Origin of the sequence: Thalassovita autumnalis (genome assembly GCF_001458255.1) — a bacterium.
In the GTDB taxonomy this organism is placed as follows: Bacteria; Pseudomonadota; Alphaproteobacteria; order Rhodobacterales; family Rhodobacteraceae; genus Thalassobius; species Thalassobius autumnalis.
In genome coordinates, this window is the sequence record NZ_CYSB01000026.1 from 185,171 (window position 1) to 206,168 (window position 20,998).

The 20,998-nt window shown below is 61.8% G+C and carries 10 protein-coding genes; 2 read left to right on the forward strand and 8 right to left on the reverse strand.

The annotated features are described in order from the left end of the window. The first annotated feature begins 1 nt into the window (after position 1). Together TL5118_RS09010 and TL5118_RS09015 are read left to right on the forward strand one after the other, a co-directional pair. Positions 2 to 2,080 (forward strand): NAD-dependent epimerase/dehydratase family protein, encoded by a 2,079-nt coding sequence (locus TL5118_RS09010; RefSeq protein WP_058242588.1) that lies wholly within the window; start codon positions 2 to 4, stop codon positions 2,078 to 2,080. A 181-nt stretch (positions 2,081 to 2,261) separates the two neighbouring features. Next, on the forward strand, positions 2,262 to 3,356 hold the full coding sequence (locus tag TL5118_RS09015) for a CpsD/CapB family tyrosine-protein kinase (RefSeq protein WP_058242589.1): 1,095 nt from the start codon (positions 2,262 to 2,264) through the stop codon (positions 3,354 to 3,356). Between the two features lie 24 nt (positions 3,357 to 3,380). Here TL5118_RS09015 and TL5118_RS09020 read toward each other — a convergent pair whose 3' ends face one another. The 8 genes from TL5118_RS09020 to TL5118_RS09055 form a co-directional block, all read right to left on the reverse strand. Further along, positions 3,381 to 4,664 carry a GumC family protein gene (locus TL5118_RS09020; RefSeq protein ID WP_058242590.1) on the reverse strand — a complete coding sequence of 428 codons (1,284 nt, stop codon included), beginning with the start codon at positions 4,662 to 4,664 and terminating at the stop codon, positions 3,381 to 3,383. Positions 4,665 to 4,828: 164 nt separating this feature from the next. Then, a complete protein-coding gene (locus TL5118_RS09025; protein WP_106404200.1) occupies positions 4,829 to 5,836 on the reverse strand; it encodes a hypothetical protein in 1,008 nt (335 codons plus the stop codon). A 1-nt stretch (position 5,837) separates the two neighbouring features. Further along, positions 5,838 to 6,506, reverse strand: coding sequence for a 4'-phosphopantetheinyl transferase family protein (locus TL5118_RS09030; protein ID WP_058242591.1), 669 nt, complete (start codon positions 6,504 to 6,506; stop codon positions 5,838 to 5,840). Positions 6,507 to 6,515: 9 nt separating this feature from the next. Then, positions 6,516 to 11,075: a MupA/Atu3671 family FMN-dependent luciferase-like monooxygenase gene (locus TL5118_RS09035; protein WP_058242592.1), complete on the reverse strand. Its 4,560-nt coding sequence runs from the start codon at positions 11,073 to 11,075 to the stop codon at positions 6,516 to 6,518. Then, positions 11,072 to 12,127: a glycosyltransferase gene (locus TL5118_RS09040; RefSeq protein WP_058242593.1), complete on the reverse strand. Its 1,056-nt coding sequence runs from the start codon at positions 12,125 to 12,127 to the stop codon at positions 11,072 to 11,074. The genes TL5118_RS09035 and TL5118_RS09040 overlap by 4 nt, the downstream gene beginning before the upstream one ends. After that, positions 12,128 to 18,634 (reverse strand): type I polyketide synthase, encoded by a 6,507-nt coding sequence (locus TL5118_RS09045; RefSeq protein WP_058242594.1) that lies wholly within the window; start codon positions 18,632 to 18,634, stop codon positions 12,128 to 12,130. It lies immediately after the preceding gene. A gap of 133 nt (positions 18,635 to 18,767) precedes the next feature. Continuing rightward, a complete protein-coding gene (locus TL5118_RS09050) occupies positions 18,768 to 20,126 on the reverse strand; it encodes an oligosaccharide flippase family protein (protein ID WP_058242595.1) in 1,359 nt (452 codons plus the stop codon). After that, a complete protein-coding gene (locus TL5118_RS09055) occupies positions 20,123 to 20,947 on the reverse strand; it encodes a glycosyltransferase family 2 protein (protein ID WP_058242596.1) in 825 nt (274 codons plus the stop codon). The genes TL5118_RS09050 and TL5118_RS09055 overlap by 4 nt, the downstream gene beginning before the upstream one ends. Positions 20,948 to 20,998: the final 51 nt, after the last annotated feature.

Here is a 20,998-nt window from a genome sequence, read left to right on the forward strand (position 1 = left end):
TTTGGCCCAGTCCCCCAAACGCATCGGCATTATCGGCGCTGGCTATATTGCCACATGGCACGCGGATGCGCTGAAGGCCTCGCCCCATGCCGTGGTGACAGCGATCTGTGATCTGTCGCTGGCGGCCGCGCAGGATCTGGCGACGGGCTATGGGGCGACGGCCTATGGATCGGTGGAGGAGATGCTGGCCGCGGGCACCGTGGATGCGGTGCATATCCTGACACCACCCGATCTGCATCGACCTATCGCATTGCAGTGTATTGCGGCGGGGCTGGATGTGCTGGTGGAAAAACCGGTGGCCGAAAGTGCCGCTGAGGTGGCGGAGATTGCGGCGGCAGCCAATGCGGCTGGGGTGCAGTTTGCGGCTGGCCACAACTTCCTCGCGGTACCGGCCTATGACCGTCTGAAGCGGATGGTGCAGGACGGGCGCATCGGGCGGCTATCCGCGCTTGAGGTGCAGTGGAACCTGCCGCTGGCACCGCTGAGATCCGGGCCCTATGGGTTGTGGCTGCTGCGTGATGCCAAGAACCTGCTGCTGGAGCTGGGGCCGCATCCGTTTTCGCTGGCCGTGGATCTGCTGGGGCCGCTGACGATCAAACAGCTGGAGGTCAATCAGCCGATCACCTTGCCCGGCGGCGCGGTGCGCCATCAGGGGTGGCGCATTCTGGCGGAGGCGGGCGAAGTGGCGGTGACCCTCAACCTGTCGCTGGTGGAAACCCACGATGATCGCTCAATGACGCTGCGCGGATCTTCCGGTGTGGCGCGGATGGATTATGCCGCTGATACGCTGGTTGTGTCGTCTGACAATGCTGCGGACTTGGTGCTCAACCCGTTCCTGAAACAGATGTCCCTGGCCGGTCAGCACCTGCGTGAGGGCGTGGTGAATGCGGTGCGTCAGCTGGTGTCGCTGAACCAGAAATCACCTTATGGGCTGAGTTTTCGGGGCATGGTGGATGCCGTCTGGGGGGCTGCGTCCGACAGCCGGTTCGGCCCCGATGCGGCGCTGCAGGTGATGCAGGCGATTGACGATTCTCTGGCCAAACTGCCCACCCCGGTTGAGGCAAAACCGGCCAAAGGCACGCCGAACCCCACCGTAATGGTGATCGGCGGCACCGGGTTTATCGGCCGCAACCTGACCCGTCGGCTGGTGGCGCAGGGCTATGACGTGCGGGTGCTGAGCCGTGGCAGCCATGGGCCCTTTGACGATATTGCAGATCACGTGGAAACCGTGGCCGTCAGCCTGCGCGATCTGGCGGGCCTGACCCAGGCGATGCAGGGCATGGATGCGGTCTTTAATCTGGCCAAGTCGATGGACACCACCTGGGAGGCGGCGCTGGAAAATGACGTGGGCACCGCGCTGCGCGTGGCGGAGGCGGCACAGGCCGCGGGCGTCAAACGGCTGATCTACACCGGCACCATTGCGTCCTATGACATGTCAGACCCCGAACAGGTGATCACTGAACACACCGATTTTGGCGACATGTCCGAACGTAACCTCTACGCCCGTTCCAAGGCGGAATGTGAGGCGCGGCTGTTGGACATGCACCGCAATCAGGGGCTGCCGCTGGTCATTGCCCGTCCAGGCATTGTGATCGGCGAAGGTGGCCCGTTGCAGCACTGGGGCATTGGCCGCTGGCATGGCGCCGGGGCGGTTCGGATCTGGGGCAATGGCCGTAACATCCTGCCTTTCGTGCTGGCCGATGATGTGTCAGACGGGCTGATCCAGATGATGGTTAACGATGCCGCTGTCGGGCAGAGTTTTAACCTTATTGGCGAACCGATGCTGTCCGCGCGCGGGTATTTTGATGCCATCCATCAGTCTCTGGGGGCGCGGATCAAGGTGAAGCCTGGCCATCTGCATGTGTTCTGGGCGGCGGATGCGGTGAAATATGCGCTGAAAACCAAGGTGTTGCGTCGTCACGGTGTGGTGCGCCCTTCGCTTAAAGACTGGCAAAGCCGGGCGCATTTCTCACCCTTTGACAATGCGCATCCCAAGGCGGTTTTGGGCTGGCGTCCTGAGGCGGATCAACAGTGGTTCATTGAACGTGGCATTCGCGATGCCAATCTATTTGGTCTGTAAACCCTGATCGGCGTCGGGCCTTAACCACGATCGCGGCACAATTTTGCCTAGGTTCTGGCGTTACCTGTCAGGGAGGACGTGCGCGATTCGCCCGAGGTTCGGGCATGTGATGTTGAAAATCGTGCCAACAACACTCTGACCTGAGGGGGCGGACACCCCAATGGACAGGGGAAGGTAAAGTATGGTTGAGCAGTCGAAACGATTTCGCCGTGGCATGCGGCAGCGCCCAGCGAAGGCGCCAGAAGAGGCCCCGGTTGACCCACCGGTGGAGGCCTCTGTTGAGGTGCCGGCGGAGGTGACTGATGCTGCGCCCGTTCAACGCCGTGGCCTGTTGTCGGGCAGTGGCCGCTCCGCCGAAGAGATTGCCCGCGAAGACCGTGCCCTGCGCTCCGCCTTCCCATTTCTGGATCTGGATGATGTTGAGGCGGACGCATCGGAACTGGCGGAAGAGGTTGCGCCCGTCGCTGTACCTGAACCGCTGATCCTCAACCCTGAATCGGAAGTGACCCCTGAGCCGGAGACAGAGCAGCCTTCAGAACAGCCGCCGGGGGATGACGGTTGGAATGATCTGGGTCCGATGCCGGTGCAGCGTCAGCAAATGATGCGCAATCTGATCATCACTGCCAGCCGCAAAAACCCGGTGCATGCCGCCTTTGACGTGCTGCGCGCCCGTTTGGTGCAGGCGCTGAGTGACAATGGATGGCGCCGGGTGGCGATCACCTCCCCCACGCGGGATTGTGGCAAAACCTTTGTCTCGGTCAATTTGGCGGTCGCGCTGTCACGGTATGAAAACTGCCGCACGGTTCTGATGGATATGGACATGCGCAACCCCAGTGTCGCCAAAACGCTGGGCCTGCGGGATGTCGGCAGCATGGGCGCTTACCTGCGCGGTGAGATTGAGACCCGCGATCAGTTTTTTAAGTTCGATCAGAACGATATGTCGCTGGGCGACAATCTGGCCATCGCGATGAATGATCGTGTGGAACCCTTCGCCAGCGAGTTGATGCAGCAGCCCGCCACCCGCGATCGTCTGACCCGGATGGAGGCGGAACTGCACCCTGATGTGGTGCTGTTTGATCTGCCGCCAGCGCTGGCCAATGACGATGTGATCACCTTCAAATCCAATTTCGATGGGGTTCTGATCGTAATTGACGGCACCCGCACCAGTGGCGCCGAAGTGCGCGAAGTGATGCGCCGTCTGGGTGAGGATGTGCCGCTTTTGGGGGTGGTGCTGAACAAAGCCGAAGACGCTACAGGTGACGAATACGGCTACTGAGCCGACCCGCCCGCACTCTACATCTTAAATCGTAGACAGGTAATCCAGGATCCGCGCCTTGAAGGTCAGCGGCGCCGCACCCGTGGCCAAGGTTGCTGGCGTTGCCCGCCAGAACCAGCTGCTGCGGCGTGGCTTTTTCAGCTGCGGGATGATGACCACCGGCCGGATATCCAGTTCATTTTCCACATGGCGGCTGGTGCGCAGAACCGGGCTCATCAGTTCCAGCAGGAAGGCCATGCCAAGCGCAACCAGCAGTGAGGCAACGCCGCCCGCCATGGCAATCTTACGTTTGCCTGAGGAAACCGCGTAATCTGGCACAAGGGCTGTTTCAAGCACTTCAAACCGTTCGAACTGATCCTGGCTTTCCAATTGGCGCGCCATGGCCGCTTCGGTCCGGCGGGTGGTGACGGTTTGGTATTCCGCCTGCAACTGTTCCAGCTGCCGCGACATCAGGGAAAACACCCGCTCCACCTCTGGCGCTTTGGCAAGCGCCATCTCAACCACGGCCAACCGTTCGTTCACCAGCGCCACCTGCTGCCGCAGGATATCGGCTTGGCGCGCGCGTTCCTCGGCGCGCAGCCGTTCTGAGCTGGTTTCAATCTGGATCAGTTGGTTTTCCAGCTCCAACTGATTGGTGCGCAGCCGCGCCAGCTGTTCGCGCTGATCGGCAATGGCGCTGGGCAGCGACGGGGCGTTTTGTTCCTTGTAGCGGGCAAACTCAATTTCCAGCGCTTCAATGGCGGCGCTGATCCGGGCCTCTTCGGTTTCAAAGAAGGCCAGGGTTTGGGTTGTCTGGCTTTCGCTGCGTTTCTTGCCCTCAACCAGCACCTGCGCCAGCAGCTCATTGGCCACCTCGGCCGTCTGCACCGCATTGTCCAGCCGCACCGTGATCACCAACCCCGAGGGCTGGACATCTGGCCGCCAGGCCTGGGTGGGATCGATCAGTTCGACAATCTCAACGGATTCGCGCAAAGAGGCGACCTTTTCGCCCTCGGTCAGGCTGCTTTCGCGGCTGAACAGGTCAAACTTGTCGACCACCGCGGCGACGCTGTCGCGCGACATCAGCTTCTGTTCGATCAGTTTCAGCCGGTTGCGGTTGTTGCTGGTGGCAATCGCGGTTGAGCCGGGCAGCGCAGCGGCCACTTGCGGCGCCTCAATCTGGATGACCGCACTGGCCTCATAGGTGGCGGGGCGGTTCAGCGCGTAGAGCACAGACAGGATCGAGCCACAAAGCGCCACGACACAGATGAAGAACGCGCGGCGGCGGATCACCCGGTAGAGGCTGGAGAGAGAGATCAAAGGGCTCATGTTACGTCCTGTTGTGCGATACCGTCGCGAAACCTGCGGGCCAAACACGCCCGCCATGACTGTGTCACAATTTAGCAGCCCCGCCGTATTTCTACCAAGATTTTAAGGCAAATATGGCGGAAACAATCTAATTCCAGATCGTAAATCAGCGCCACATTTGTGCCTTATTTGGTCGGAAATCCGCTGTAAGGCTGGCCTGACACCACGGACCAGACGGTTTCCTGCATCAATGCCGCGGTTTCCGCCGCGATTGTTTGCATATCGCTGCCATCGGCGCGGGTCAGTTGATGCGGCAATCCAACGGGCGAGTGCTGGTAGAGCACGGCAAAATGGGTCAGCGCCACCAGATAGGCCCCCAGATCGTTGATATGGATCGGGTCCAGCTCACCCGATTCGCTGCGTTGGAACAGGCTTTGGCGATCTGTGACATCGGTGACACCACCCACCGCTTCAACCCGGCGGGTAAAGGCGGCCATGACCTGACCAGCCGGGATCAGGTAGATCGGCTGGTGGTCAGGGTCCTGTGCAACCGCTGGCCACAGGATCTGATCCTGCCAATAGCGCGTCAGATCGCGGTCCAACCGGGCCACCCAGCCTTCGGGATCAGTGACCTCATGCCAGGTTTCATAGAGGTAAACACGGGCCTCGGGATTGCCTGCGCGGGCAGCTTCGGCCCAGCGGGCCAGGTAGTCCGCAGTTTCAAAATAGGCGATGGCATCGCGGATTTCGACCATCTCGGTCAGGACAACGGCGTCGTAACTGCCAGTAGCCAGTGCCGCCTTGGCGTCGCGGTAGTTGGGGTGATCGTTTTCGCTGTCAAAACCATTGATCGGCTCGGACGGATCCCAATGGGCGCGCAGCGGGGTGCCCCAGCCCAGTTGCGAATGATGCTGGGCAGCTTTGCCATCCGCGCCAAAATGGGCCGTGACCAGCTGCTGCAGCATCACCGGCATATCGCGGCCTACCAGCGAATGGCCTAGGTGAAACAGCTGCATCGGCTCATCCGGGGCGGGCAACGGAACGCTATATAGGTTGTCGATTTCCTGCGGGCTCAGGCTGGCGGGCGCGCGCAGAAGTGTTGTGCCTGTAACGGCGGCGAGACCGGCCAGCGCCACGCCCGTGGCCATACGCCAGCGCCGTTTGATCCAGGGGAATATGGCGCGGTTCGGCATCTTAGCGAGCCTCTATCATGCAGCAGGAGATGACATAACGATCCACCTCCGCAAAGCCGCCTGTGGCCACAAACCCGGCCTGGAAAGACCCAACATCCTGCATGAACATCGCTTCAAACCGGTTACCCTCAACTTTCACACTCAACGTGTGGAAGTCGCAGATTTCGCCAGTCAGCGGGTATTGCGCCTTGTAGACAGCTTCCTTGATTGAAAACAGTGCTTTGATCCGTCGGGCCCGGCGCCAGCGCGGCACTTTTTTCAGATCCTGTACTTCTTGTTGTGTCAGGATGATCGGCCAGGCTTCTTTCTGCAGCGGGGCGTCGCCTTCGATGTCCAAGCCGATTGAACGCCAGGTTTTGATATGGCAGGCCGCCGCCAGGCACAGGCTGTCACAATGGCTGATCGACCCAACGATACCAGCGGGCCAAACAGGGCTGCGATCACGGGATCTGGGGATGGCGCTGCGGCGAAATCCGATCTCACTCAGCGCTTCGCGTCCCGCGGCACGACCAGCGGAAAATTCGCGCAGGCGCTTGGGCACGGCGCGGGCCACCGCCTCTTTTTCGGAGTCCATCAACAGATAGTTGTCAGACCGCGGGTCTGTGACGCCAATGCCGACCTGAGGTCCGAACAGTTCCTGAAGTGCGAGGCGGACCCTATCTTCTTTCATGGCTTTGCATCAGTGCCTGTTTCTGACCATCCGTCGGGCCCGCATTTCCTTGCGACGGGACATCGCGGTTGCGCGGGCGCCGGTTGTTGTTTCCTGTTCGCTCGATGGTGCGGCACCCGCAGGGGCGATGTCCATCGATTCTCTCACTTTATCACATAGAGCAGACAAAACAGGGAATTGGAATATGTCTGTGATCCCAAGGGTTTTCGCCCCCAGCTTTTCGCGGATTTCCCGATGTGCCTGAACCGCCAGCAGGGAATGACCGCCAAGATCAAAGAAGTTGTCGCGCGCCCCGATGTTTGAAACACCCAAGATGGCAGACCAGATCGCGGCCACTTCTTGCTGCACGGTATCGACTAGCCGGCTGGGGGCAGCCACGGCCCCGGCGCCGGTGGTCTGCGGTGCTGGCAGTGCCTTGCGGTCGATCTTCTTGTTGGGGGTCAGCGGGAATTCTTGCAGCGCAACAAAGGCCGAAGGCACCATGTAGTCCGGCAAAGCCGCGGCCACAGTGCGGCGCAGCGCCGCCTCATTCAGGGGGCTGTCTGTTGTGACATAGCCGACTAAACGCGCGCTGCCGGGGGTGTCTTCGCGGGCGATCACCACGGCCTGTTTGATGCTGGGGTGGGCCGTCATTGCTGCTTCGATCTCCCCCAGTTCAATCCGGTAACCGCGCAGTTTCACCTGATGGTCCGCGCGGCCCAGGAAATCAAGCCGCCCGTCACAACGCCAACGCACCAGATCGCCGGTGCGATAGATGCGGTTTTGCTCCAGGAAGGGATCGCTGAGGAACCTTTCCGCGGTCAGGTCATCGCGCTGCCAGTAGCCACGGGTGACGCCAGCGCCGCCGATATACAACTCGCCCGGAACGCCCAGCGGCACGGGCTGCATCGCGTCATCCAGAACGTAGACCTGCGTGTTGGCAATCGGTGTGCCGATGTTGACCGTCACCTCATCCGTCCGCGCCGTTTCAGTGGTGGACCAGATGGTGGTTTCGGTGGGGCCATACATGTTTTCGATGCTGGCCTGGGTGATCTGGGCATAGTCCGTCACCAGATCGCCGGGCAGGGCCTCGCCCCCGATCATCAGGTGTTTCACCCGCGAGAGCGCCACCCGCGCCTCATCATTCATGGCGATCATCCGCGCCATCGACGGGGTGCATTGCAGATGGGTGACCTCATGCCGCACGATCTGCGCCGCGATGGAGAAGTCATCCGCCGCCACATCGGATCCCATATTGGCGCCTTTCAGCACCTCGGCCAGATGGGTCAGCCCGTTCAGCACGGTTCGTTTTTCGATGCCATAATCGATCAGGCAGGCAATTTCATCCACGCCGATGCGTTTCAGATCCTCGACCCGGTCCAGACAATCCTCAACCGTGCCGAAAAGGCCGGAATCCTCAAAATACCGCAGGAAGGCAAAATCAAGGATCGCCTCCAGCTCTTCGCCCTCCAGCGTGCCTAGGTCCAGTTCAAAGGCGTTGTTCACCCCTTCGGGACGTTTGAAGGCAGGGAAGGCCCAGGCGAATTGTTTGATGAGCCCAGCGGCGGAACGCAGGTAGTCCTTCATCGGGTCGCGGGCAATCTCGCGCGCTTTTTCCCGATCCTCAGCCACAAAAGTGTGCAGCATCAGGGTCACGGTAAACTCCGCCGGATCATGGCCAGCCTCGCGCAACGCTTTGTGGTAAAGCTTGATCTTGTCACCGACCTCCTCAATCGACTGGCCCAGAAGGTGAGTCAGCACATTGGCGCCAATACGGCCCGCCTCTTTCCAGGTGTCCGGATTGCCTGCGGTGGTCACCCAGACCTGCAGCTTCTTCGACACTGGTCGCGGCTGTGTCACCACCCCGTGCATCGATCCATCTGCCATCGGAAACTCAACCTCTTCACCGCGCCACAGGGCGCGCAGCTGTTCGATGGTTTCCAGCATGGCCGGTTTGTTGTTCGGCGGGGTGTTTTCGGGGCGCAGCACAAAGTCATGCGGCTGCCAGCCCGAGGCGATGCCCAAACCGGTGCGTCCGTTGGTCAGGTTGTCGATCACCGCCCATTCCTCGGCCACGCGGGCGGGGTGGTGCAATGGCGCGACGCAGCTGCCTGCGCGCACGGCCAGATTTTTGGTCAGCGCTGCCACCGCCGCGCCCGTGACCGACGGGTTCGGGTAGGGGCCACCAAAGGCGTGGAAGTGGCGTTCCGGCGTCCAGACCGCGCAGAACCCATTGGCATCGGCAAACTTGGCGCCTTCGAACAGCAGTTCATATTTGTCGCGGCCCACACCGTCATCGTTGCCCCAGTAGAACAGCGAAAACTCCATGCCCTTGCCGGTCTGATTGATCCGGCCGGAAGAGACCAGCGCGCGGTTTTCATCCGAGGACAGCACCAGTTTGAAGCCACGGGCAAGGGTGTAGAACAGCTCCAACACCGAAATATCAAAGCTGAGCGAGGTCACCGCCAGCCAGACCGATCCTGCGGCATGGTCGATGCGTTCATCCATACCGGTGAAGAAGTTCGACACGTTGCGATGTTCGACCATCACCCCCTTGGGCCGCCCGGTGGAGCCGGAGGTGTAGATCATATAGGCCATGTCATGGCCTGCGGCCGCGACCTCCAGATTGTCCGTCGGGGCCGACAGGATGCGCGGATCGCTGTCCAATGCCAGCACTTCGGCCTGATGATCCGGTAGGTCGCTCAACATGCCCTGTTGGGTGGCGATCACCTGACAGGCGCTGTCTTCGACATAAAGCGCGATGCGATCGGCGGGGAAAGCCGGATCCAGCGGCACATAGGCGCCACCAGCTTTCAGGATCCCTAAGGCCCCAATCAGCAGGTGCGGCGTGCGTTGCGTGTTAAGGCCCACCAGTGTGCCGGGCCTCACCCCTATATCGCGCAGCACATAGGCCACCTGATTGGCGCGGGCGTTCAGCTCAACATAGCTGAAGCTTTCGCCTTCCACGACCAGCGCCGTCGCATGAGGCGTTTCGGCAACCTGCCGTTCAAACATCTGATGCACACACAGGTCAGCATCAAAATCAACGGCGGTGTTGTTCCAGTCCCGGGTCAGCAGCTGATGTTCAGCCTCGCTCATCAGGTTCAGGTCTTCGATCCGCCCGTCCTGGGCCAAAACATGTGCGATCCGGGCAGCAATGACCTGCAACAGCGCGTCGCTGACCCGTGCCGCATCGGCCTTCAGTACCGGGGCAGGCGTCAGGCAGAGCGTGATTGCCGCGTCGGGATGTGGGGCCTGATCGCTGATCGCCAGCTGCGGCATGGCTGGGTGTTGCGCTCCGGGTAGGCGGGCAGGCAGATCCGCAGCGACAGGGCCCAATTGGCCCGCCGTCTTGAGGGCTTGGACCACCTCAGCGCGGGTGTCTGCGATGGTGCCTGATGTCGTCACCCGCAGGGGGGACCAGTTCAAAAGATAGGCGCCTGCGATGCCTTTGCTGGGCTGGGCAAAGGCCAGATCAACATGATCGCCTTCGGCCAGATGTGCGGCCATCACGGCAAGGGCAACCGTTGCCTCCTCCGCCGTGCAGGACAGCGCCAGCTCGCGCAGCCCCTGTTCACCGGTTGGGGCGCAGGGCAGGTCAGCGGGCAATAGGGTTTCAAACAGCGGGCGTAGCTTGGCTTCGGCCCGAATGGCGGGGTGCAATGCGGCATCGACCTGCGTGGTGAATCCGGCATTGGGGCTGTCCAGCACATCGCCGACCTGCGTTAGGGCGCTGGGGTCGACCACTGCACCGTTGAGGCTGCGCAACCCCGTCAGCTGCAATGCGCCCTCAGCACAGGCCACGGTTATCCCATCAGGATTAATGGCCAGAACCGCGCCTGGTGTGCCGCTGCCGGTGTCTACCTTGGCCTGACCAACCAGCAGGATCTGACCGTTTGCCACAATCTTGGCGCAGCTGATGGGATTCCAATAGGCCCCATGATCCAGCGCCCGCACCAGTGCCTGCTGGCTGGCGGCGGGGCGGGTGAAATCCAGCCGGGCCGCTGCGGCGGGGCGGTGGGTCAGCCCGTAATAGCTGCGCTGGTTCAGATCCTGTGGCTGGCGATCGGGCAGATCGGCCTCCAGCGCATCGATCAGGGCGGGGAAACTGTCAATCGCGGCCTCATAGCAGCGGGTGTTGAGGCTCAGCGCGGTGTCTTCTGGACCGATGTCGAACATCCGCTGCAGCAGAATGTCACCTTCGTCGACCGCTTCGGTCATCAGGTGCCAGGTGATGCCATGACGGGTTTCGCCGTTGGCCAGCGCCCACACCGGCGCGTTGAGCCCTGCATAGGCCGGCAGTGGCCCGTCGTGGAAATTGACCGCACCTTTGGCAGCCATCGCCAGCACCGCAGCCGGGATCATGTCGAGGTTGGCGATGGACAGCAGCCAGTCAAATCCCGGTTGCAGATCGGCGGCCAGATCGGCGCCGGGGGCCAGGACCTGCAGCCCCTGCTGCTTGGCCCAGGCGGCGACCTCAGGATTGCGGGTGACAACGGCCCGGATCAGGTGCCCACGCCCGTGCAGCAGGTCGCCGCATTGCACCAAAAGGGATTCATTGCCGATCAGAACGGTAGAAAACGGGTTCATCTATACCTCCGGGCGGGTTCTGGCACGGGGGGCGTGGCCCCCTGCGGAACGTCTGGCAATTGGGGGATCTGCGGCGCGCTTAAGGGGCGAAACAGCGCGGCAGCATCGTGGCGGATGAGATCGCGCAGGAACATGGGCGGATCCACCGAACGGCGGCCCCGCAGAACGCACCGCAGCCGGTGAAAGCCCCCACCGATCAGATGCAGAACGCTGGCACAGAGGGCATGCAGCCTGCCGTGGTTTTTCACGTGATAATACCAACGTGACTGGAACCAATAACGCGGTGTCCGTGCCCAATCGCCCATCCCGGTTGAGACAGATCCGATGTGCATCACCCGGCTTTCGCGCACAAAATCAATACTATACCCTGCTCGCTGCCCACGTAGGCACAGATCAGTTTCCTCAAAATACAGGAAGTACGCCTCATCAAAGAGGCCGATATCCCGCAGCATTGGCACCCGCATCATCAGGCTGGCCCCGGCCACCCAATCCACCGGCTGGCTGTGCTTGGGCGGCGGCATTGGCACCTGATGGTTTCTCAACAGCCGGGACACCGGTCCAAACCGCATCGCGCCTTCCAACTCCCCCGCCAAGGAAGGAAAGCGGAAGGTTGTCATATGTTCCACGCCGTCTTCGCCATAGATCAGGCTGCCAGCAAATCCGGTCTGCGGATGTGCCAACATATGATCCAACAAGCTCTGGATGGCGTCCGGTTCGGGGAAGGCGTCTGAGTTCAGCACATAGATGAAATCAGGTGCTGATTCTGGATCGGCCAGCCCGGCCAGAATGCCGAAGTTGTTGCCCGCCCCGAAGCCGCCGTTGCGCCCCGCAGCCAGAACCGTGACATCCGCCCATCCCTCCGCCGTGACATGTGCGTTCATCTGTTCAAAGGATCCGTCCTGCGAATCATTGTCGACCACGATGATCGCGCCATCGATGCCCTGCATCGCCTTGCGCGCTGCGGCAACGGCACGCAAAGTCATTTCGGCGGTGCGATAGTTCAGCACGATGGTCAGCACCCGGGCCGATGGGAAAGAGGCGGCAGCGTTCATTTATTCGGCGGCCTTCTTGGTTAATTGGGTGGCGGCGCCGCGGTTGGGCGTACGTTTGCTGTCCTCAATCCGGGTGAGTGCATCGCGCAGCCGCGCCACCAGCACCCGGACATTGGGTTCCAGAACCATCGAATCGTGATCGCCGGGCACTTCGAACACCTCAAGCTGGCGGGCCCATTGCCCCCAATCATTGTCATGAAGCACATAGGCCCGTTCGCTGTTCACCAGACGGTCAGGCGACACCTGCCAGCGGCCCTGCAACGGCGGGCGGTAGAGCTGCAGCGGCCCGTCCCATGGTTCCAGATCATAGCTGGCAACCGCCTCCAGGAAGGCAGCCTCAATCGCGGCGTCATGGAACTGCGCCTCTGGCTCTCCCGGCACGTGTTGTGCCGCCTCAGGTTTACGCCGTTTTTCCCATTCCCACAGCAGCCGGTTCTTGGCCCAGTTCACCACATAGCGCGGGCCTTTGGTTTTCAGCTCCAGCCATTGGATCGCCAGCCGGTCGCTACGGCTGAGCGGCCGGCGCTGCGGCAGGGGTGTGTCCAGCATCACCAGCAGGTCAACCTCTTCACCTGCGGTTTTCAGCTGCTGCGCGATTTCATAGGCGGTGATGCCGCCGCCAGAAAACCCGCCCAGCATATAAGGGCCATTCGGCTGCACCTTGCGCATTTCAGCGATGTAGTCCCGCGCAGCCTCAGGGATTGACTGATGCGGGCGCGCCTCACCAAACAGGCCCCGCGCCTGAAGCCCGTAAAATGGTCTGTCGGTGCCCAGCAAAGCTGCCAGATGGCGCAGGTTCAACACGTTTCCAAACATGCCCGCGACCAAGAAGAACGGGGTGCCCGCGCCGCCTTCGCCCTGATGCATCGGCACCACATGGGTGAACCGCCGCTCAGGCACCAACGGCGCTTCGGTGTCGGCCTTCTGTTCTGACGGGCTGCCCTGATCCGGGATCTGGGCCGCGATTTTGCGGATGGTCGGGGCCTCAAACAGCAGTGAGATTGGGAAATCGCTGCCATAGGCCTTTTTGATCTGGGCAAACAGGCGCACAGCAATCAGGGAATGGCCGCCAAGATCAAAGAAACTGTCATCGATCCCCACCTGATCAACCCCCAGCAGATCCTGGAAGAACCCGGCGAGGCGTTTTTCCACCTCGGATTCTGGCGCAGCATAGTCTTGGTCCAACTCCGGCCGCTGGAAGCTTTGTGCGCTTGATGGCGTATCCTGTGTCTGACCCGCTTGCGCCACCAGTGCGGGCAGATCCAGTGAGGAAATCACCAGCTGTGTCTGCGGCAAACGTAGCGCCCGCAGGAAGGCCGCAGCGCCTTCGGCCGGGCGAATGCCCTGGCTGATGTTGTGTTGTAGCCGTTCCTCGGCCGCGGACAGTGGACGGTCCTCTACCGCGGCGGCGGGTTTGGCCGTGCTGAGGCTCAGGCCGCCGGTCAGTTTGCGCACTGAGAAGCCTTCAATCTCCATCAGGACGGTGCCGTCGGCGGCGGTCAGGGTGATGTCGAAACTGGCGGTCGCATGTTGGGTGCTGTTTTCTTCGGCGCTGCGCACCCAAGAGGTGATCTGCGCTTCCAGTGGGGCATAGACCCGCACCCGGTGATAGCTGACCGGCGCCCAGAGGTGGTGCCCCTGGTATCCGGCGATCAATTCCATCGCCCAGCCGGTTGCGATGTCCAACAGACCGGGGTGCAGGCGGTAGCTCTGCAGATCCGTGACGTAATCCGCAGGCAGGGCCAGATCTGCGATGCCCTCACCGGCGCCAAACGCCGTGCTGTGCAGCACCTTCCAGCGGGGGCCGAAGGACAGGTGTTTTTCCTGTGGGGCCACCAGCGGCCCGTCGCCCCGGCGTGCCTGCCCACAGCGGCGGCGCAGGTGGTCCAAATCCAACGGCGCGGGGCGGGTGAGTGCGCGCAGCGAAATTGCGGCCTCGGCATTGGGGCCAAATCCCGATGCCGCTGATCCAGTGGTTCCCCCGGTGGCGCTTTCGACCATGACGTCATAGCCCAGATCACTGCGCGGCAGGCTGAGCCGCATGTCGGTGGCGCTATCCTCCTGCACGGCAAGCGGTGCCAGGAACAAAAGATCCCGCACCTCATAGGGGCCAGTTTCGCCCTGGGCCTTCAAAGCTTCGTCGATCAGTTCCAGATAGCCGGTGCCGGGCAGCAGAATGTCCCCCGCTTTGGTGCGGTGTTCATCCATCACCCAATCCTTGACCGACAGGCTGCGCTGGAACTGGCGGTTGCCTTTGGCGTCATCCCGCATGTCACCCAGCAATACCTGGCCTGAGGGGCGCCCCGGCAGCGCGGCGGTTGGCTGGCGGCGGGCCTCCATCGCTTCGGCGGCCATGCCGACCTCAGCCCAGACCCCCCAGTTGAGGGCCAAAACCCGGGTCTTGCCCCCGCTGCGGGACTGCGCCCATGCGTTCAGGAAGGCGTTGCCCGCGACATAATCCACCTGACCCGCAGGCGCGGTCACGGTGGAGCTGGAGGCAAAGACCGCCAGCCAGTCCAGACTGCCATCCGGGAACAGTTGATCCAGCACCTCGGTGCCGTGGATTTTTGGTGTGAATACCGCTTCTATATCGCTCAGTGATTTGCCGAGGATCGGCGCGTCTTTGATGACGCCCGCCGCGTGAATGACGCCGTGAATGTCACCAAAGGCATCCCGGGCCATGCGCTGGGCGATCCGCATGTCTTCGACGTTGGAGACATCGGCGGCCAGCACCAGAACCTTGCCGCCTTTCTCCTCCAGCTGTTGCACCGCGCGAATGCGACGGCTGGTGGCATCGGTGGCCGGATGGCTGTGCAGGTGGTCGGCCCAGCTGTCACGGTCGGGCAGGGCATGGCGCGACAGCAGGACCACATTGGCGTGACAGCGCTCGATCAGCGTGCCGGCCAGGGTCAGACCAATGCCGCCAAAGCCACCGGTGATCATATAGGTGCCACCGTCCCGCAGCATGTCCGCATTGGGTTGGGGCGATTCGTCGGGGGTGAAGGGCACATGCGCGTAATCCAGCGCGTAGCGTTTGCCACGGCGCAGGGCGGCAATGGTGTTGCAGGGTATTGCCAGCACCTCCTCCAGCAGCGGGATCAGCAGGGGCGATTCGCTCCGTGCCTTGCCCAGTGCCTTGCCGCGTGATTTCAGCCCTGGTTTTCCCTGCGCGGCCTGCAGATCCAGCACGGCGCAGGTCACGCCTGGGAATTCGCGCGGGATCACCTGCACGGGCCCCAGAACCGTGGCCTTTTCAGGATAGCGCAGGCGTTCATCGCGCTGTTGCATCGCGTCTGAGGTCACCACCGTCATGTGCAGATCGCTCAACCCCTGTTCGCTCATCGCCTGGCTCAGGTACAACAGCGCGTAGAAGCCATATTCCATATTGCGATGAAAGAAGGAGGATCCGGGCCGACAGCGCTCATCCTCGGTCAGCAGCCACAGGTGCACAATGCGGTCGGGCATTCTGTCCTGCGCGGACAGATCCTGCATCAGGCGGTCATAACCGACCCGGCCATGTTCCGGCGCCAGCAGGTAGCCGTCAGACACTTTGGCAAACCCATCGCCGGGGCGTACGGTTATGACCTGTTGCCCGGCCTGTCGCAGCTTGGCCGTCAGCGCGGCGCCATGGCCGTGGGCATCTTCAAAGATCAGCCAGTTCTGTGGCGGTAGTTCGCTCAGATCACCGGCCACATCCAGACTGCAATCGGCGTAGCGCGGGCTCCAGCGCGGGGCATAGGCCCAATCCGCCATATCCTCCTGCCGCATCAACCAGCGTTGCGCAGCATCGGGCTGCGCGCTGGCGTGATCGCTGGCGGGTTCGATGAAATAGTCCTGGTGCTGGAACGCATAGGTCGGCAGCACAACGCGATTGCGCCGTCCCTCGCCCCAGAACTGATCCCAGTCAAAATCAACACCCACGGCCCAGATCCGGCCCAGCATGGCTGCGAAATAGCTGTCATCGGCGATGTCATCTTCGGGATGGCGCAGGCTGGAAATCACCTGATTGGCGCTGACATCAGGATGTTGCGTCGCAAGCGAGCTGAGCGCCTTGCCTGGCCCGACCTCAAGAAAAACACGGGCGCTGGGCGCGGCCAGGGTGCTGATGCAATCGGCAAACAGAACCGTATTGCGCAGATGGGCGACCCAGTATTCGGGATCCTGCGCCTCCTCCGCGGTGATCATCGCCCCGGTTCGGTTGGAGGCAAAGGGGATCTGCGGCGGCTGCAGCGGGATCGTCTGCAGGAAGCTGCGGAAGCGAGCGAGGATCGGGTCCAACATTCGGCTGTGCGCAGCGATATCGATGGCAATGCGCTGGCAATCGATGTCGCGCTCCGCAAGCTCTGCTTGCAGGCGCTCCAGCGCGGCGTCCGGCCCGGTGGCCACCGACAGGCCCGGCGCATTGACGCTGGCCAGATCCAGATCGCGGCCCAGCAGGGGACGCAGCTGATCGGCGGGCAGAGCAACAGACAGCATGCCGCCCGCAGGCACCGTGTCAAACAGCTGCCCGCGCAGGTGCACCAGATCGATACAATCGGTGAAGGACAGGACGCCCGCCAAACAAGCGGCGGTGTTTTCCCCCATCGAATGGCCCACCAGTGCTGCGGGTTTCACCCCCCAGCTGATCCAGAGCTGGGCCAGCGCATATTCGGTGATCATGATCAGCGGTAATTGCACAGAGGGCTGTTTCAGCGCCTCATCCGCTGCGGCCTCAGCACCCAGCTCCGGCAGCCAGAGCGCGCGCAGGTCATAATCAATCTTGCCCTCAAGATGCGCCAGACCCCGGTCCATCCAATCGGCGAAGACCGGTTCCACCTCATAGAGGTCGCGCGCCATGCCAGCATATTGCGCGCCGCCGCCGGGGAACATGAAAACCACCTCTGGTGTCTCAAGGGCGGTATGGGTGAAGACCCGGCGCGGATTGCCTTGCTCCAGCAGATCCGCCGCCTCAGCATGGGTTTCCGCCACAACAACTCGGCGCTGTTCAAAGGCGCGTCGGCCATTCTTCAGCGTCCAGGCGATATCTGCCAGCGGTTGATCGGCGCGCTGTCGCAGATGTTCTGTCAGCCGGGCAGTGTTGCCCTCCAGCGCACCTTTGGTGCGGCCCGACAGCGTGAGGATCTGAAACGGGAAATCACCTGGTTCTGAGGCGGCGCGTTCAGGTGCCTCCTCCAGAACCGCATGGGCGTTGGTGCCGCCCACCCCTAGGGAGTTTACACCTGCCCGGCGCGGCCCATCGCGGCGCTGCCAGTCCCGCAGGCTGTCATTGACGCGGAAAGGGGAGGTTTCAAAATCAATTGCTGGGTTCGGCGCCTCATAGCCCAATGTCGGCGGCATCTGTTTGTGATGCAACGCAAGGCTGGTCTTGATCAGGCTTGCCACACCGGCAGCGGTGTCGAGATGGCCGATGTTTGTTTTCACCGACCCGATGCGGCAGAACCCCTGTGCATCGGTTGTTTCCTGAAAGGCCTGCGTCAGCGCGGCCACTTCGATCGGGTCGCCCAGATAGGTGCCGGTGCCGTGGCATTCGACGTAGTCGATGCTGCCGGCTGTGACCTCGGACAGGGCGTGAGCATCGGCGATCGCTGCCGCCTGACCATCGACAGAAGGGGCCAGATACCCTGCCTTTGCAGATCCATCATTGTTGACCGCGGTGCCCTTGATCACCCCCCAGATGTGATCGCCATCGGCCAGGGCATCCTCCAGCCGACGTAGCACCACCACCCCGGCGCCTGAGCCGAAAACAGTGCCCTGTGCACGGTGATCAAAGGCGTGGCAGTGACCGTCGGGTGACAGAATTTCCCCCTCTTTGAACAGATAACCCCGGTCCTGCGGCAACTCAATCGTGACCCCGCCAGCCAGCGCCATGTCACATTCGCCGTTCAGCAGCGACTGACAGGCGTAATGGGTGGCCACCAGCGAGGTGGAACAGGCGGTCTGCACATTGATCGAGGGGCCTTTGAGGTCCAGCACATGGCTGAGCCGCGTGGTCATGAAATCCTTGTCATTGCCGGTATGGCGCAGCAGGAACATGCCGGTGCCATCGACCAGATCGCGGTTTGAGCAGATGTTGAAATAGAAATAGCTGCCCATGCCACAGCCACCAAAGACGCCAATCGGACCATCGAAACCCTCAGGCATATGGCCGGCGTTTTCCAAGGCCTCCCATGAGGTTTCCAAAAACTGGCGATGCTGCGGATCCAGAATCGCTGCCTCTTTGGGGGAAAATCCGAAAAATTCGGCATCGAAGGCTTTGTAACCGTCCAGCGGGGCCGCGGCGGCAACGTAATCGGGGCGGTCGATCAGATGGGCCGCCTCACCGCTGGCAATCAGCTCATCACGGGTCAGGGGGCGGATCGATTCAATGCCGTTTTTCAGATTGTCCCAATAGGCCTCAATCGACAGCGCACCGGGCAGGCGCGCAGCCATGCCAACGATGGCAATCTCTGCGGCCCTGTCTTCCTCTTCCTGAGTGGGGGAGGGCTGAGAAGGCATTGTTTCCGACATCAAAACAAACTCATTTAAACAGATGGCTTCTGAATAACATACGGGGAAAATGTGGACTCTTTGAGGCGCAGGGGTGTGATTTCGGAGCGAAGTTACCGATTCTCTACCCAAAAGACGTGAAATTTTCGGGGGTTTAGCCGCTGATGGTCTGAATTGTTTCCCAATGTAGCACCAATAGCATTGCCGAGACGCCCAGCCCCAATCCGGTATAGGCAATGTCATGCAACGGGTCCCAAGCACCCTGACGGCGGGCCAGCCAGACCACCGCCGGGTAGGTCAAAAGCGCCGCCAACCCGATGCCCAGAATGGCGCCGATCAGCCCCCAGTAAGACAGGCCAAGCGCCAGCATCAGCAACAGTACCACCGCCCGCACCAGCGACAGGTAGAAGAAATCGCGGCTGTCCCCGCTGGCAAGCGCCGCCCGGTCATAGGTCAGCGTCACCACCATCGGGATCTGCATGCAGGCCAATAGCGTCACCACCGCACCGGCGGCGGCGTAACGCGGATCATATAGCAGATCGACCATCCAGGGCCCCAGCGCCGCAACGATCAGCAGCAAGCTGACCAATAGCCCGGTGGCCGCCATCCTCATTCGGCGCAACGTCAGGAAGTTTTCCCGTGATGCTGCGGGCGGGCTATCGCGATAGATCGGCACCAGCACCTTCTGGATGACCATCCCCCCCATCAACAACGGGAAGGAGGCGAGGAAATATCCGATGTTGTAAACGCCAAAGGCCTCAAGGCTCAGGTATTTGCCGATCAGCAATTTATCCCCTTGAGCGACAAAGAAGCCGCAGATCGTCGAAAGAAAGACCCACTTGCCAAAAAGGATCAGCTCATGCGCCGCCTCTTTTTCCCAGCGCAGGTGGTTTCTCGGGCCGGGCAGGAACCGGTTCAGCAGGACCAAATGGGTCAATGCGGCAGCCAGACCGCTGATCACCAGCGCCCAGACAGATTGCAGCGCCCAGGCGGCGGTGATCGCGATGATCAGGCCGGTCACCTGCACGGCCAGCTCAATCAGCGTGACGCGCCCTGCCTGCATATGCCGGTTTGCGCTTTCCAGTTTTGTTGGGTTGAAGCCGGCGATCAGCAGACTTAGCGCGGCGACCGGCAAGAGCTGCATCAGCATCGGTTCTTCGTAGATCAGCGCCACCGGGTAGGCCAGGGCGCAGGCGGCCAGCCACAGGCAGAAGCCGCGGATGATCTGGATCGTCCAGGCGGTGTTCAGGAATTCTGCTTCATCGCCACGGGGGCTGCGCATGATGGCTGGGCTGGTGCCGACATCGGAAAACATCGACAGGCCCACCATGATGACCGAAATCAGCGCCATGATGCCAAACGCCTCAGGGAAGAGGATGCGGGTCAGCACCAGATTGGACAGCAGCCGCAGGAACTGGAACCCGGCGTACCCCCCTGCATTGATTGCAGAACTGCGGAACGCGCGGGTCATCAAGCCAGACCCGAAGGCAAGGGTTCGCATGCGATCAATCATCTGCCACGGCTCCAGCGGGTGGGGTTGCGGCCCAGTTTCCCGGCCAAGCGCACGGCAACATAAACGGCAAAGCTAAACGGTTGGTGAAGCGCGTTGCGCAGCACATCCCTCGCCCGGTAGGGCAGTTTGTCATCATTTTGCAGCAGCTCCGGAAACTGCGCTGCAATCTCAGCCACGCCCGCATCCTGACGGCGGCGGACCCTGACCAGATTGCCGAACCCGGTGACCAGTGGCCAGTCATAGGGTGCGGTGACCTTGACCCGCTCGGTGGCGGTGAAGTTCAGCCGCACAAAGGTGTCATCGGCGATCACATCGGGAAAGGCTTTCCAGCGTGCCCGCCCGGCCCGGTTCACCGCATATAGCCCGCAACCCGGCACGCCGTCGCGCAGGAATGGCACCGTGCGGTAAAACCGCGCAAAGGCCCGGGTCAGGGCGCTGGGGCTTTCCGGGATCACCACCGTGCCGCTGGCATAGCGCGGCGCCGCATCTGATAAGGCGCTTGCAAGCTCGGTCAGCATCTGCGGTGCGATGATCACATCGGCATCCAGATAGGCCCGCATATCGCCGCTGGCTGCGGCGTCACCTGCGTTCAAGGCACCGATTTTTCCACCTTCGCTCAGCTCAATAACCCGCAGGGCATAAGGCATCGCGGCTCCGTCTTCTGCCATTGTGCGGGCCACTGCGGCCGTATCATCCGTGCAGCCATTGGCGACCACAATCACCTCCGCCCCATTCGGCGGAACCGTGGCGGCGGCGATGGCCGCCAGACAGGCCGGCAGCGTCTTGGCTTCGTTATGGGCAGGGATGATAACAGAGATCATCAGCGGTTTTGCGTCCTACAAGGTAGGGTTTTATCCCTTTGGTTTATCCTG

Excerpts from the sequence above, each read along its gene's own strand:
- TL5118_RS09015 (WP_058242589.1), top strand. The coding sequence starts at position 2,262 with ATGGTTGAGCAGTCGAAACGATTTCGCCGTGGCATGCGGCAGCGCCCA.
- TL5118_RS09020 (WP_058242590.1), bottom strand. The coding sequence starts at position 4,664 with ATGAGCCCTTTGATCTCTCTCTCCAGCCTCTACCGGGTGATCCGCCGC.
- TL5118_RS09025 (WP_106404200.1), bottom strand. The coding sequence starts at position 5,836 with ATGCCGAACCGCGCCATATTCCCCTGGATCAAACGGCGCTGGCGTATG.
- TL5118_RS09030 (WP_058242591.1), bottom strand. The coding sequence starts at position 6,506 with ATGAAAGAAGATAGGGTCCGCCTCGCACTTCAGGAACTGTTCGGACCT.
- TL5118_RS09035 (WP_058242592.1), bottom strand. The coding sequence starts at position 11,075 with ATGAACCCGTTTTCTACCGTTCTGATCGGCAATGAATCCCTTTTGGTG.
- TL5118_RS09040 (WP_058242593.1), bottom strand. The coding sequence starts at position 12,127 with ATGAACGCTGCCGCCTCTTTCCCATCGGCCCGGGTGCTGACCATCGTG.
- TL5118_RS09045 (WP_058242594.1), bottom strand. The coding sequence starts at position 18,634 with ATGTCGGAAACAATGCCTTCTCAGCCCTCCCCCACTCAGGAAGAGGAA.
- TL5118_RS09050 (WP_058242595.1), bottom strand. The coding sequence starts at position 20,126 with ATGATTGATCGCATGCGAACCCTTGCCTTCGGGTCTGGCTTGATGACC.
- TL5118_RS09055 (WP_058242596.1), bottom strand. The coding sequence starts at position 20,947 with ATGATCTCTGTTATCATCCCTGCCCATAACGAAGCCAAGACGCTGCCG.